The organism is Microbacterium sp. Leaf320 (assembly GCF_001423485.1).
Taxonomy (GTDB): Bacteria; Actinomycetota; Actinomycetes; order Actinomycetales; family Microbacteriaceae; genus Microbacterium.
In genome coordinates this window covers 190,700-204,656 of record NZ_LMOD01000004.1, presented here as the reverse complement: position 1 = coordinate 204,656, position 13,957 = coordinate 190,700, and the positions used below count along the sequence as shown (strand labels likewise).

Here is a 13,957-nt window from a genome sequence, read left to right as displayed (position 1 = left end):
TCTGTGAGGGGGCGACGTCGCCCGGATTCCATCTGCACCTGTGACGTGCGAGAAGAGGAGATTGTCGTATATCGAGCGAGGCGCCCTGGAGACCTCGTACTCTCAATTCTTACGGGGAACCGATCTGACCGATATGTGAGTTCCTCTGTCATTAGACCTCCGCGAATGGAGAAGAGTCCATGTATGTACTCCCGCACTCGAGCGATTCCGGGGCTCCGACGCTGCATGAGGCGCTCCTCATCGCGGACCGATCGCTCTCGACTCGCACATCCGACTCGCGTGCGGAGGCGACGGTCTACAGAGGAGTGGACTTCTTCGACCCCGCGATCGACGCGGCGGAATATCGCGAACGGGTCGTGCTCGCCGCAGGCGTCGCTGAAGACGACCTGCCCGCACTCGCCACGCAGTTGGCCGCGGCCGGCGCAGCGGCACTGGTCGTCCGCCGCGCGCAGCCGGTCGACATGTCGAGCGATACCCCCGAATGGACCAGAGCGCTTCCGTTGATCCACCACGTCGAGGGCGATTGGGCGCAACTGGCCAACGTCCTGCGGTCGCTTCTCAGCCCGCACTCCGTCGGTGATGTGACGGGGGTGCGCCTCGGTGACCTCTTCGGCCTCGCGAATGCGCTCGCAACGCTGTCGGAGGGCGCGGTCAGCGTCGTCGATTCCACCGGTCAGGTCGTGGGGTACTCGACCCACAGCGAGCAGCCCATCGACGACATCCGGCGCCGCACGACGCTCCTGCTGCAGGAGGAGATCCCCATCTCGTCCGACCTGGACTACCAGTCGCTGCTCCGCGCTCCCGATGCCAGGCACTTCCCGTCCGAGACCGACCAGTTCGGTCGGGTCGGCATCGCGGTGCGGGCGTCCGGTGAGCTCCTCGGGTCGATCTGGGTGATCCAGATCGACCCCGCGCTCGCCCCGCGCACCAAGACCCTTCTCGAGGAGATGGAACCGATAGCCGCCCAGCACCTGCTGCGGGCACGGGAGGACGCGGCGGATCGGGACCAGCGCAACTCCGGCCTGCTCCGCACTCTGCTCGAGGATGAACGGCACGCCCGCAGCGCGGCGTCGCAGCTGCTGATCCGCCCGGAGGCCGGGTGCACGATCGTGTGCTTCCGTGTCGACACCTTCGACCAGGTCGAGGCGATGCGGGGCCTGCATCGCCTGCTGCATCTGGCGATCACCGTGTCGAGCGCCGCGTTCCCCGGATCCCACAGCGCGGTGATCGGCACGCAGGTCGTGACGCTGATCCCCGGCTCGATCGCTGCGCGCGCACACACGTTCGCGCAGGCTGTCATCCGAACCGACACCGCGCTGATCGCCGGCATCGGCACTCGCGCGTACGACGTGAACGGGATCGCCCGCTCGCATCGCGAGGCCGGTGCGACAGCCGGAGTGCTGATGAGCACTCCCGTCGCTGACGACCATCACCGCCAGACCCGTATCGCGACGTTCGACGAGATGCGCGATCGGCTCGCGATCCTGCAGGTGACTGACCTGATCGAAGGCCTCGATGCCGCCGTCGGCGACTCCGCGAGCATCCTGGCCGAGCACGATGCTGCGCAGGGCACGGATCTGTCGAGAACCATGCGCATCTACCTCGACCACCTCGGGAGCGTGCGAGAGACCGCCGCCGCGCTGCACGTTCACCAGAACACCGTGCGGTATCGCCTGGATGTCGTGCGCAACGACCTGGGCATCGATCTCGACTCGCCGGACACACGGCTGTGGCTGTGGCTGCGCCTGTCGGTCGCCTCCCGCTCTTCGCGCTGACCACTCATTCGACACCTCGAGAAACCGCGACCGACACTCCAGACCGCCCGGTCGTCGGATCGATGTAGCGGGCCGCGACGACCGGTGCGCCGGCCCCGACGTCGAACAGAACCAGCTCGTCGACGCCCTGGGGCATCCGCACGATCTGCGAGCGTCCCTGCTCGTCGAGCAGCTCGATCCAGGTCCCGGGCTCCGCACGCAGGCGCACGCAGTCACGCTCGAGGGCGGACGGCACGCGACACTGGTCATCGTCGCCGGTCTGGATCTCCGGCACCAGGAAGAACAGCGGTCCGATCGGCTCTGCCCAGCCTGTGGCACCGGTGCGGGCGTCCTCATGCCGCATGCTCAGGGTGATCCCCTGGCGCAGCCGATCGCCGGAGACGTCGAGCGCGAAGGTGCCGTCGTCCTCGACCGACACGGCGTCGAGGACTGCACCTGCCTCGTCGACCACGCTCACGATCGCCCCCGGCGAGCCTGCGCCCTCGATATACCCCGGCATCAGGGAATGCTGGGAGATCGACCTCGTGATGCGGAAGTCGTGGGATTCCTCGATCAGCGAATCGACCGCGGGCGGACCCACCGGCGCCCTCGGTGACGATGTCGGCTGAGGCTGCGGGGGCGTCGGATTCGGGTTCGGCGTCGTGCTCGGCGTCGCTGACGGCGAAGACGGCGCTCCGGTCCGGGCTGACGTGCCGTCCACCTCCACCTCCACCGCGTCGGGCTGAGCCTCGATGGTCAGCAGGCGCTGAGAACCGGGGCTCGGGCGCCTTGCAGGCCCTGCGGGATCCTCCGCGCGCGGTGCTTCCTCGGCGGCCTGCGCCAGCGGAAGCTCTCCTCGCGGATCGGAGGCCTCGATGCTCGACGAGGCGGCGTCCTCATCACCCGCGTGGGGAAGACTCAGTACGCTCCCGCCGAACACCACTGCTCCGAGAACAGCGACGGTCGTGGCTGCCAGGGCGGCGAGCCCGCTCATCGGGAAGGAGGCGGGCGAGGTCGCGTGCGCGGCGATGCCGACTCGCGTGGCCATGACCGCAGGGGCCGCGCCGGCTGTTGCGGTCTCCGCAGGACCTGACCCCGCGTGCTCGAACCACGACCGGACGTCGCTCGCGTGATCCGTCACCGTGTCAGCGGCCGTCGCCGCCGCGTCGGGACCTGCGTAGAGGCCGGCCGCCACACCGCCGAGCAGAGCTGCCGGGAGGATCGACCTCAGTCTCTGCGACACCGTGTCGATCTCGGCCGCGACGAGCTGGCATCCCCGGCAGCTGCGCATGTGAGCTCGGAAGCGTGCGGCATCATCGCCCCGCACCGGGCGCTCACGCTGCGCCACGATGCGTTCACAGAACCAGCGGCAGTCCTCGGACCGCGACGGATCGTGGATGTGCGTCTGCAGCCAGGCCCGGCGGAAGCTGTCCCGTGCGCGCAGCGCGAGCGCAGACACAGCATTCGGGGTGATCCCCATGAGTGGGGCGAGCTCTCGCGGCTTCATGCCCTCGACTTCGAGGTACCACAACAGCGTCCGGTGTCTCGCAGACAGCTTTCCGAAGACCTCGGCCACGCTCGAGCGCTCTGACATCCGCTCGATGGGGTCATCGGTGTCCGACATCAGCTCCAGCTCGGAGATCACCTCGATCGACAGCACCCCCGATCCGCGGGACCATCGGGCGGCGGTGTTGCGAAGAGTGGCGAGGAGATACGGACGGAAGGCGTCGCTCGGGCCCCCTCCGGCCTTGGTCACGCGGAGGATCGACGCGAAAGCCTCGCTCACGAGATCGTCAGGGTCGGCCGACGGTGAGATCGCACGCGCGGCCCGACGAGCGGCGTCGACGTGACGCCGCCACAGCAGTGCGAAGTCCCCGATGTCGCCGCCACGGACCGCATCGATGATCTGGTCGTCTGAGGGCTCGATGAGCGCGTCGTCGTCGCTGTCGAGAGGCGTGGGGGGATTCATGCTGCTCCGAATGTGGCGGATGAGGGACGAGACGTTGGGGGTGCCTCGTCCCTCCGACTCTCGTAAGGGTCGATTCCGCAGTGCGTGAGTCGGCCGGGGAGGCGTCGATTCTCGCGAAGCGGTGCGCCGGGCGGGAGTCCGACGCGAGGCCGATGGCCATACTTACAAGACCCTGACGGCGGCGAATCGTGACGGACGCCCTCGGAATCGACGCTCAGGGAGGGCATCAACCGGCGTTCTGCGGGGATTCCACCGGCGCGAGCGCGAGGAAGCGCATCTTGTTCTCGCCGTAGAAGCAGGTCTGCACCATGAATTCGCCGGACATGCCGACGAGCTCTTCGACGTTCGACCACTTCGGCGTGTGTCGCTCTTCGATGACCTCATAGATGACGTCGGAGCCCGCCACCGTGACCCGTTGACCGATTTCCCAGCCCAGGATGACATCGCCTCCGCAGTTGTTGTGAGCAGCGAACAGGGGCAGGACCGCGTCGACGCGATAGCTGACCATCTCGGTGAACGTGCCGTCGCAGTGGTCGAGCTCGACCATGCCGCCTTCGGCCCCGAGTCTGATCACCGGCAGCTCATCGGGCGCGACGATCTGGTGCAACTGCTTCTGCACGGCGACCTTGACGTCGCCGGTCACCCTGTCGACCATCTCAGGGGCGAACGTCGACGCGGCGAGGAAGGCCACGCCGAGCCCGACCAGCACGATGCTGCAGCCCAGCAGCCCCACCCGACGTCGGCGTCGGCGTCGGCGTCGGGTCGCGGGGTACCGCTCGGAGCCTGCATCGGGCCGGATGCCGTCATCGGCGCGGAGGTCTTCGATCCCGGCCGTCATGACGGGGGCGTCCGCTCGACGTGGGTTCTCCGCCGAGAGCCTCCGCGATCGCGGGAGCGCGGTGAACGGCGGCGGCGGTCGCGAGATCGCCGTGGTTTGACGACGATGAACGTGAGCACCGGAACAGCGACGACGAGCAGCGCCCACCACGGCAGGCCCGCGGGGCCCGTCGCATCGTCGATCGTGATGATGGACGTATCGTCGGACGGTGCGTCGATGCGCTCGGCCCGCACCAGAAGGCGATGCGTGTTGACGCCGGTCGGCGTGCACGTCACGAGGGTGATGTAGTCCTTGCCCGGCACCTGGCGCAACGCCTCGGTGTCGTCGGGCAGCACCGTCGTGGTCTGATCGACCTCGTAGTAGAGGTCTTCTCCCAGGGTGGTGACGACGATGACGTCGCCCTCGACCAGTTCGTCGATGTCGTCGAAGAGCGTCGCCTGAACGAAGCCGTTGTGGCCGGTGAGCACCGAGTGCGTCCCTGCGCCCCCGACGGGGAGTGACGAGCCGTAGAGGTGGCCCACGCCGCGTGAGAGCGTCTCTTCGCTCGTGCCGTGGAAGATCGGCAGATCGACATCGATCTTCGGGATGCTCACGCGCGCCATCGCGTCGGTGCCTTCGGGGCTCAGGGTGTCGAAGTACGCGGCGGCACCGTCGCCGATGGCCGTCTGCTGCCCGTCGGCTCCGAGCGCGTACGGATCACGCAACGGCCCGCTCGGCAGGTTCCCGTTGTAGGCCTCGGCATCCGCGAGCATGTCGGTGATCGCGTCGTCGGGAATCTGTTCGATCGACTGGACGTATCCGTCGACCTCGGTGTCGTGGCTCCACGCCGAGAACCAGGACGCGGCAGTCGGGTACACCAGCACCACGATCCCGACGGTCGCGATGAGCATGACGATCGTCTGGCTCCATCCCCAGCGCGCACGCCGCGCGGCGACCCGCGTGGTCGGTGTCGTGCGGGCATCCGGAGCGGATGCGTCGATGAGCGTCATGCGGATCTCTCTGAGTGGGTGTCGGTCAGGATCTGAAGGGAGACGGAGTGAAGGCGAATGGGCCGTGCGGGGGAAGGGACCTCAACACCTCCCCCGCACGGCCGGTCTTCGTGTTACGCCTCGATACCGGCCTTGCGGCGGCTGCGGATGGCGAGGAGCACTGCTCCACCGAGCAGCAGGACGCCGCCGGCCAGGAACAGGGTGGTTCCGGCGCCACCGGTCAGCGGCAGCTTGAACCCGGCGTTCGACGGGACGTTGACGACCTCGAGGTCGATGCCCACGGCCGAGGTGGCCTCGGTCACGGTGAACTCGATCGGTGCGGCGAGCAGCTCGTATCCGTCGGGTGCGACCATCTCAGCGAGCCAGTACGTCTGGTAGCCGTCTTCGCCTGCAGCGACAGCGGCGTTGTCGGCCCAGTCGGAGTAGCGCAGACCCGAGATGGTCACGGTGCCGTCGGCGGCCACGGCGAACTCTGTCGCTCCGTCGAGCGCGATGGCGTTGGTGCCGTCGATCGCGTCCTGCTGAGTCGGGTACACCGAGAACACGGCGCCGGTGAGCGGTGCGCCGGCCTTGTCGGTCTTCTCGACCGTGATGTCGCCCCACTTGGTGACGACCTCAGGGGTGACGGTGGGGCCGCCGGGCTCGCCCGGAGCGACAGTGTACGAACCGAGGTTCGGGTAGAGCACAGCGGTGTTGGCGATCTCGCCGACCGTGTTGACCGTAGCCGTGAGAACGACCTGCACCTGCGTGGCCGGGTGTGCGGCGAGCACTGCGAGGCCGGATGCGGTGAACTCCACCGTGACCGTGTTGGTGGTGGCGTCCAGGACGACCGTGTAGTCGGTCGCGGCGAGAGCGGTGCCGTCGAGGAGCGTCACAGCGGCGCCGACGTAGTCGAGCTTGGCGTCGAGCGTGTCGACGACCTTGTAGCCGTCGATGACGGCGACGTTCGGGATGTCGGTCGTGATCGTGAAGTCGATCTCATCGCCGAGCTTGACGTCCTCGGAGTCCTCCACGGTCTTCGTGGCCTCGGTGAGAGCGTTCTTCGGGTAGACGTGCACGTCGTACAGCCAGGTGCTGTCATCGGCGGGGTCGGTGAGCGGCACGGTCACGAGGAACGGTGCGACGGCGGTCGATCCGCTCAGCGGTGCGGTCTCGACGACGAAGTACAGACCGAGGTCGAGGTTCGCGAGAGCGATCTCGCCATTGGCGTCGGTCAGCGTCTGTCCGCCGACGGCGCTGGCGGTGTAGCCGGCGGCCGTGATGTCGGCGACGCTGTCGGGCGCGAGGTCTGCGAGGTCGTTGGCGTCGATCCAGCCCTGGTTGCTGGTGAGGTCGATCGTGTCGACCTTGTAGACCGTGAAGCCCACGCCCGGCAGCGGTGCCAGGGCGACGTTCTGCTCGGTTCCGTCGTTCGGGAGCCCCGTCGGCGTCTCGGGTGCCTCGAACTTGTGGATCGTCAGCGAGCCGGTCGCGTCAGGGTCGACGAGGTTGGGCGTCGCGGCGCTCGCCGGTGCAGCGAGGGTCAGTGCGGCGACGCCTGCGGCAAGCAGACCCGCTGCGACGCGGGAGCCGCGCCTGTTGTTCTCGGTGTTCACTGTGTCTCTCTCTCGGTGATCCAGGTCGCCCTGGAGGTCTTCGGATGGTGGTGAGCTGATGCAGATCAGATCTGCGGGTCTTCGGTATCGGCGCGTGCGCTGCGGCGACGGATCCAGAGTGCGAATCCACCTGCGCCGAGCACGATCAGAGAGCCGGCGAGGATGTAGGGCAGCGCGCCCGTGCCTCCGGTGGTCGGAAGCTCCATCGCGGGCACGTCGTGCACCGTGATCGTCTGCCCGGCAGACGTGACCGCCTCATCTCCCCCGGCCGTGATGCTCACGGTGCGGTCGGGGTTGATGGTGAACTTCACCGGGGCTGCGAGCAGGCTGAACCCGTCGGGCGCCGTCAGCTCGCTCAGCCAGTACGTGCCGGCAGGAATGCTGTCGATCCGGAACAGACCGGTCTCGACGTCGCCGATCGTGAACGGCAGCGCCGCCCCCGGCTCACCCGCGACGTCTTCGAGCACTGCGAACGACGATCCGTCCATGCGCACCCAGGCGTCGGCGTCCGACTCTCCGACCTTCTCGATCTGGAGCGGGATCCGGAACGGCTCGATGGGCGTCTCGGTGCTGTCGTCGTTCGAGCGCACCGGCCCGCCGTCGGGGTCCGTGCCCGTCGAGTACGCCGTGTTGATGACCTTCTTCGCGTCCACGTCCGCCTGGGTCACGACGTAGGGAGCGTTCGCGACGCAGTGCGCGATCTGAGTCGGCGCGATCGTCGACGGCGTGCACGTGACGGTGATGCTGCGCTGGGTCAGCCGGTCGTCGACCACGGTGATGTTCGCCACGGTGACGTTTCCGGTGTTGGTGACGTCGAACGCGTACATGATGTGATCGCCGAGCCCGGTCACGCCGTCCTGATCGACGTCTACGACGGATGCCGTCTTGTCGAGCACGATCTTCGGCGTCCAGACGGCGGGGATGATCTCGTCATCGGTGTCGGTGACGTTCGGTCCGACCGTCGGCGTTCCGGTGGCGCGAGCGATGTTCGTCAGGGGTGCGTTGTCGAGGTCGGCCTGCTGCACCACGTACGTGGCCGTGCAGGTCATCGTGGCGCCGCTGGCGAGTGTGGACCCCTGGGGCGGAACGCACGACAGCGTCGTCATGTCACCGGCACCGGAGAAGGTGTCTTCGGTGATGCGCACATTGCTGAGGCTCGTGTTGAGCGTCGTGTTGGTCGGCGCCTTAGGTGTCGTGTTGGTCGCCACGAAGGAGTAGGTGATGACGTCACCCACCTTGGTGAAGACCTTGTCCGGGTCGGTGTCACCGGTCACGGCGACTCCGTTCACCGCGGTGATGCTCTTGACCAGGTCGATCGATGGCTGGATGACCTCGAGCGACGCGTTGGCCGGCGGGTTGAGGTTCGTGGTGATGTTGGCGGGGCCGTTGATGTAGGTGCCGTTGACCGTGGAGGTCACGTCGACCGTGATCGTGCACGATGCCTGTCCGAGCGCGAGGTCGCCTCCGGTGATGCCGACCGTCGTACCACCGGCCGGCGCCGTCACTGCGTACGGCGCTCCCGCCGTGCTGGCGCAGGTGCCGCCGACGTTGGGCACGGCGGCGATCTTCAGGTTCGCCGGCAGCACGTCGGTGATGAACCAATCGTTCTTGGCCATGAGGTCGGTGGTGTTGGTGACGGTCAGCGTCATCTTCGACGCGGTGCCGTTGAGGATCAGCGTCGGGCTGAACGCCTTGTCGAGCTGAGGAGTGACGTCGACGATCTGCGGCAGGTCGAAGGCGACATCGTTGCCGGATCCGGTGGCGGTCGCGTTGTACAGCGAGAGGCCGAGGTTCGCCGTCGTCCCGACGGGCACCTGATACGCCGCCGACTGCAGCTTCGCGGTCTGCGTCTCCCAGACCGTGTTGTTGGTGCAGGGGTTGAGTCCTGTGCTCAGCACGATCGGGGCGCCGTTGACGATCAGACTGAACGTCTCCTTGGGCTGGTTCGCACCGCCGGCCGCCGGACAGTTAACCGCAGCGAAGAAGGCGGAGACGGCGTAGTAGTGACCACCGATCGCGGGGATCGTGTTCACTGTGCGGAACTGCGTGCCCGCGGCGATGGTGCCGTTCGTCGCATTCGTATAGGACGTCAGCACCTGATTGGTCGCGGCCTGAGTGGTCGTCTGCCCCTGTGCCACGCCGAGCGCACGAGCCATCTGCTGCAGGGTGGGCCAAGTCGTGGAGACGTTGTTGGTGCACCCGAGGTCGGTCAGCGGCGCTGTCGGAGTCGCGCCGCTCATGATCCAGCCGTTGCACTGGTTTCCGGCCGGCGTGTACTGCCGGTCGGCCGTGTAGGTGGAGTTCGCTGCGGCTGCGCCACCGGTGTAGTTCAGGATGCTGATCGGCAGGAGGGACGCGTTCTGGTTCGAGAAGTTCTCCGTGTAGACGGGCGTCCCCGCCTGCGGGATGCCCGGCGTGCCGGGAACCGTGGCCGCAGCGGTGAGGCCGGAGTTCGGGGCCAGAGTTGCGCCGGCGACGAGCACACCTGCGACGGCGAGCACGCCGAGCAGTCGAACGAGCGCCCGTCGGCGCGGCGCGACCGCGACACGCGCAGTGCGCCCCGTCGAGCGGTGGTGTGAGCGAACGCTCATATGTGTCCCAATCCCGGCGCACGCCATGCGCCGGCCGCGTGCGGCCGAGCGACGGCGTGAGCCTGTCCCCAGAAGTGCGTGTGTGTATTCCCCTGTGACGTGCAGCCCAGAAAGGCTGCCCATCACATACCCAGACCTCCACGAGGAGCTTTTATGACGGTCTCGCGAAAACTTTCTGATCGGATGCCGCAGAGCTGCCCTAGGCTCGCACCATGTTCAGCGCCGACACCCTCCTGGCCTTCGTCGTCGCGGCGTTCGTCATGGTCGTGATCCCCGGGCCGACCGTGCTCTTCACGATCGGCAGGGCCATGGCCCTGGGCAGGGTCGGCGGCTTCCTGAGCATCCTGGGCACCGCGATCGGATCGGTCCTGCTCGTCGTCGGCGTCGCACTGGGGGTCGGCACCGTGGTGGCGCAGTCGATCGTGCTGTTCACGATCGTCAAGGTGCTCGGCGCCGGCTACCTCGTGTTCCTGGGGATCCAGGCGATCAGACACCGCAAGGACGCGGCGGAGGCGATGACGGGTGCCGTGCCGAGTCGCTCAGGTCTGCGACTGCTCGGCGAAGGCTTCGTCGTCGGTGTCACGAACCCCAAATCGATCGCTTTCTTCCTGGCGATCCTGCCGCAGTTCGTCGACCTTCACGCAGGATCGGTGCCGATGCAGCTCTTGGTGCTCGGGGTGATCGTCGTCGCGATCGGAGTCGCGTGCGACGCGATCTGGGTGCTGCTCGCGAGCGCGGCCCGGGAGTGGTTCGGTCGCTCGCCGCGTCGCATCGAGGCGATGAGCGCGACGGGCGGAGGCCTCATGATCGGGCTCGGCGTGTTCCTGCTGGTGTGGAGCGAGAAGCCCTCGAGCGCCTGACGCCCGGAATCACATCCGGGCGTAGCGCGCGCGGACCATCGAGAAGACGCCGTAGATCGCGAGGCCCGCTCCGACCAGCCAGAGGATGGCCCGTCCGAACGGCAGGTCGGTGAGACTGCGCAGCGCGGCATCGAGGCCCGCGGCCTTCTCGGGGTCCTGCGTCCACGCCGCCACCACGAAGAGCACGCCTGTGACCGCGACCGCGACGCCCTTGGCGATGTAGCCCGCGATCCCGAGGGCGACGATGCCCGGTCGGGCGGCGCCCGTCGGCACGTCCATGGTCTTCTCGAATCCGCGAGTGAACCCGATGACGATGAACCCGACTCCCACCCCGACCACGCTGAGCCCCAGGACGACGAGCAGCACCACACCGCCGGGAGCAGACAGCACCACGGCGCTGAGGATCTGCGAGGTCTTCTCGGACTCGACCGTCCCGCCGAACGCGAAGACCAGGGCGAGCCCGGCGATCACCAGGTACGCTGCGGCGATCCCGATCAGCTTCACCCGCTGCCCCCACTTGCGCGGTTCCTCGCCCGACGCGAGCATCCCGCTCGCGACCTGCCAGATCGCCAGCGCGATCAGTGCTGCGGCGACCGCGGCGAGCAGCAGCCCCCCGATCGGAGTGGAGCGGATCTGCTCCATGGCGCCGTCCTGATCGGCATCCCCGCCGCCGCCTGACGCGATCGAGACGGCGATGGCTCCGATGATGATGTGCACCACTCCGACCATCACGAACCCCGTCCGTGCCACACGGCGGAAGGCGTCGGAATGCTGGGCCGTACGCGCGGCATCCTTCGGGGAGGAGGTCATCCGTGCAGGATATCGCCGCGCGGGGAGTCGGCGATGGGGCTTGCCTCCTGGCTCTCGCCGAGCAGTCGTCGGTCTGCCTCGTCGTCAAAGCGATCCTGTGCGTCGAGGACCTCCTCGACATGCGATTCCGCCCAGATCTGCAGAGCCTGCAGCGGTTCGTGCAGCGTGCGACCGAGCGGGGTGAGGCGGTACCGCCCGTGTCCGTCGTCATCCACGGAGCGCACGAGCATGCCGTCGCGTTCGAGAGCGCGAAGAGTGTCGACGAGGACCTTCTTCGTGATCCCCTCGACCTTGCGGTGCAGCTCGCCGAACCGCAGAGGCTGCTCGTGAAGGAGGATCACGATCATCGCGGTCCACTTGTTGGCCACCCGCGCCAGCGACGCCCGCGACGGGCAGCTCGACGAGAACACGGTCCATTCAGGGCTCATCCGCTCGGCATCCTTCCGGTGACGTTGAAGTGACCACGCTCGGGTGGAGACGCTGGATCCTCAGAGTACCGAGACATCGAGGAGGACATCATGTCGGCGATCGACATCGTGGGACAGTACGGCGCGGCCATGGCCGCGGGAGACATGCAGGCGCTGGCGGCGACCTTCGCCGCGGATGCCGTCTGGCACCAGCCCGGCCGCAGTCAGGTGTCGGGCGACAAGGTCGGCCCAGACGCGATCATCGCGCATCTCGGGCACTTCATGGAGCTGAGTGGCGGCACCTTCGTGCTCGAGACCGACTCGGCGACCGAGAGCGGGGCCCTCGTGTCGGCGACGGTGCGCTTCCGTGCTGTGCGCGAGGGACGCGCGGATCTCGAGCAGCATGGCGTCGACGTGTTCCGCGTGGCGGACGGCAGGATCGCGGAGGTCTGGCTGATCAGTGAGGACCAGCAGGCGGAGGACGCCTTCTGGGGACACGCATGAGACGCACGCGGGGGCCGGGCGTCAGCTTCGGCGGGCTCCGGCCCCCGCCCGTGCCCGCGGGTCAGCTCACGCGCTCGACCGGTTGACGGAGGATCGTGCGGAGTCTCGCCGGCTCGACCCGACGGACGTCGCTGAGATAGATCTCGTGATGCAGACCGGTCATTCGCAGACCGCTGCCGGGGATGAAGCGATGGTGCAGGTCGTCGAGCACCGGGGCTTCGTCATCGTAGGAGCCGACGTGCAGGGTCTGCACGCAGAGTCCCTCATCGAGCGTCTCGAGGCGCACCGCGCGCAGTGACGGGTTCTCCTGCTTCTTCTTCGCCGCTTTCTGCTCGACCGCGTCGACGGCGTCGGCGAACATCTCGGGCGTGACGTGGTCTGGGACCATGATCATCAGCGTCCACAACCACGCCGACTTGTCTCGCCGCGATGTGAACGACTCCATGTCCGGCGCATGCCACTGACCTTCCAGCGGCATCACGACGGTGTCGACGCCGAGAGCCCTCCTGCTCTCGAACTTGAGCGTGTACGCCAGCGGGAAGAGCGCCGTGACCGCATCCGAATACGCCGGCGCCGTGTTCGGGTCGCCCGCCCCGTCGATCATCAGGTACTGCATCGCCGGGACCTCGAGGATGCGGAACTCGCCCCGCTTCGCCTTGTACGCGTCGAGGGTCTTCTTCGGGTCGATCGCCATCATCCCTGCTCGACTGCCAACCAGAGTTCGCACGACGCATGTGTGCCGGTGAACTCGAGGTATCGGACGATCGACGGCCCCGGCCGCAGCCTCCACGGGTTCGACGGGAACCAGTCGCTCGCGGTCGCGGCCCAGAGGTTCTGAAGAGTCTCGGGGAACGGGCCCGAGGCGGCGAAGACCGCCCACGAACCGGCCTCCACTCGGATGGCGTCGAGATCGTCGGGTACCGGTGCATCCGGATCCAGGGAGACCCCGTGCAGGTAGGTCAGCTCAGTGCCTTCGGGGGCGTCCGGTGCGATGTCGCCCGTGATCGCGAGGATCCCCGAGGGCTCCGCATCGCTCAGCTGCTTGAGCCTGAGGTGCTCCTCCGGCGCGATCCCCGCGATGTGCGCCTGGATATGCGGATTGACTCCGGTATGGATGAGCGGGACTCGCGCGGCATGACCCACGAGCACGAGCTCGGGAATGGTGGTGATGGTGACGTCCATCGGGGTGCTCCCTTCGACGCTCAGGCGGAACCGGAGCGTGGGTTGTGTACGGAGAGGACCGCCGTCCCGGCGCGCGTCGACGGGGCCGATGCCGTGCACCGCACGGAATGCGCGGCCGAACGCCTCGGATGAGCCGTAGCCGTGTCGCACCGCGACCTCCAGCACGCTCGGGGCACCCGCCACGAGCTCGGCACCCGCGAGCGTCATCCGACGCCGACGGATGTAGTCCGACAACGGCATACCCGCCAGCGCCGAGAACATCCGGCGCAGGTGATACTCCGTGGTGCCGTGTGTCCGAGCGAACCCGGAGACGTCGAGGTCTTCGTGCGAGTCGCTCTCCACGAGCTCGACCAGGGCGTTGAGCGTTCCGATCATGAGGTCCTCCTTTCCCCACCATCGTCCGCTGATCGGGGCCGCGCCACCCGATCATCCGGATCGGATGCGATCAGCTGGCGCGA

The 13,957-nt window shown here is 67.8% G+C and carries 12 protein-coding genes; 3 read left to right on the top strand and 9 right to left on the bottom strand.

The window, feature by feature from the left end:
• Positions 1-179: 179 nt before the first annotated feature.
• Positions 180-1,775 (top strand): PucR family transcriptional regulator, encoded by a 1,596-nt coding sequence (locus ASF63_RS14535; RefSeq protein WP_056515519.1) that lies wholly within the window; start codon positions 180-182, stop codon positions 1,773-1,775.
• A gap of 4 nt (positions 1,776-1,779) precedes the next feature.
• On the opposite strand, the gene ASF63_RS14530 is transcribed toward ASF63_RS14535, so the two are convergent.
• From ASF63_RS14530 to ASF63_RS14510, 5 genes are all read right to left on the bottom strand, one after another.
• Complete coding sequence (locus ASF63_RS14530; RefSeq protein WP_056515516.1) at positions 1,780-3,723, bottom strand: sigma-70 family RNA polymerase sigma factor; 1,944 nt, start codon at positions 3,721-3,723, stop codon at positions 1,780-1,782.
• Positions 3,724-3,949: 226 nt separating this feature from the next.
• A complete protein-coding gene (locus ASF63_RS14525; protein WP_056515513.1) occupies positions 3,950-4,561 on the bottom strand; it encodes a hypothetical protein in 612 nt (203 codons plus the stop codon).
• Complete coding sequence (locus ASF63_RS14520) at positions 4,558-5,550, bottom strand: class C sortase (RefSeq protein WP_056515510.1); 993 nt, start codon at positions 5,548-5,550, stop codon at positions 4,558-4,560. Before ASF63_RS14520 ends, ASF63_RS14525 begins: the two co-directional genes overlap by 4 nt.
• 113 nt (positions 5,551-5,663) lie before the next feature.
• On the bottom strand, positions 5,664-7,145 hold the full coding sequence (locus ASF63_RS14515) for a SpaH/EbpB family LPXTG-anchored major pilin (protein WP_056515508.1): 1,482 nt from the start codon (positions 7,143-7,145) through the stop codon (positions 5,664-5,666).
• Between the two features lie 65 nt (positions 7,146-7,210).
• Positions 7,211-9,736 carry a prealbumin-like fold domain-containing protein gene (locus ASF63_RS14510; RefSeq protein WP_056515504.1) on the bottom strand — a complete coding sequence of 842 codons (2,526 nt, stop codon included), beginning with the start codon at positions 9,734-9,736 and terminating at the stop codon, positions 7,211-7,213.
• Positions 9,737-9,948: 212 nt separating this feature from the next.
• On the opposite strand from ASF63_RS14510, the gene ASF63_RS14505 reads away from it, so the two are divergent.
• Positions 9,949-10,596 (top strand): LysE family translocator, encoded by a 648-nt coding sequence (locus tag ASF63_RS14505; protein WP_056515501.1) that lies wholly within the window; start codon positions 9,949-9,951, stop codon positions 10,594-10,596.
• Between the two features lie 9 nt (positions 10,597-10,605).
• Here ASF63_RS14505 and ASF63_RS14500 read toward each other — a convergent pair whose 3' ends face one another.
• The gene (locus ASF63_RS14500) at positions 10,606-11,406 is read right to left on the bottom strand and encodes a DUF1206 domain-containing protein (RefSeq protein WP_082478213.1); all 801 of its coding nucleotides are present in this window, start codon (positions 11,404-11,406) and stop codon (positions 10,606-10,608) included.
• Positions 11,403-11,834: a winged helix-turn-helix transcriptional regulator gene (locus ASF63_RS14495; RefSeq protein WP_082478211.1), complete on the bottom strand. Its 432-nt coding sequence runs from the start codon at positions 11,832-11,834 to the stop codon at positions 11,403-11,405. Before ASF63_RS14495 ends, ASF63_RS14500 begins: the two co-directional genes overlap by 4 nt.
• Before the next feature lie 90 nt (positions 11,835-11,924).
• Between ASF63_RS14495 and ASF63_RS14490 the strand changes: the two genes are divergently transcribed.
• On the top strand, positions 11,925-12,317 hold the full coding sequence (locus ASF63_RS14490; protein ID WP_056515498.1) for a nuclear transport factor 2 family protein: 393 nt from the start codon (positions 11,925-11,927) through the stop codon (positions 12,315-12,317).
• A gap of 61 nt (positions 12,318-12,378) precedes the next feature.
• Here the strand turns inward: ASF63_RS14490 and ASF63_RS14485 are convergent, their stop codons facing one another.
• Together ASF63_RS14485 and ASF63_RS14480 are read right to left on the bottom strand one after the other, a co-directional pair.
• A complete protein-coding gene (locus tag ASF63_RS14485) occupies positions 12,379-13,014 on the bottom strand; it encodes a GyrI-like domain-containing protein (protein WP_056515495.1) in 636 nt (211 codons plus the stop codon).
• The gene (locus tag ASF63_RS14480) at positions 13,011-13,874 is read right to left on the bottom strand and encodes an AraC family transcriptional regulator (RefSeq protein ID WP_056515493.1); all 864 of its coding nucleotides are present in this window, start codon (positions 13,872-13,874) and stop codon (positions 13,011-13,013) included. Before ASF63_RS14480 ends, ASF63_RS14485 begins: the two co-directional genes overlap by 4 nt.
• Positions 13,875-13,957 lie beyond the last annotated feature (83 nt).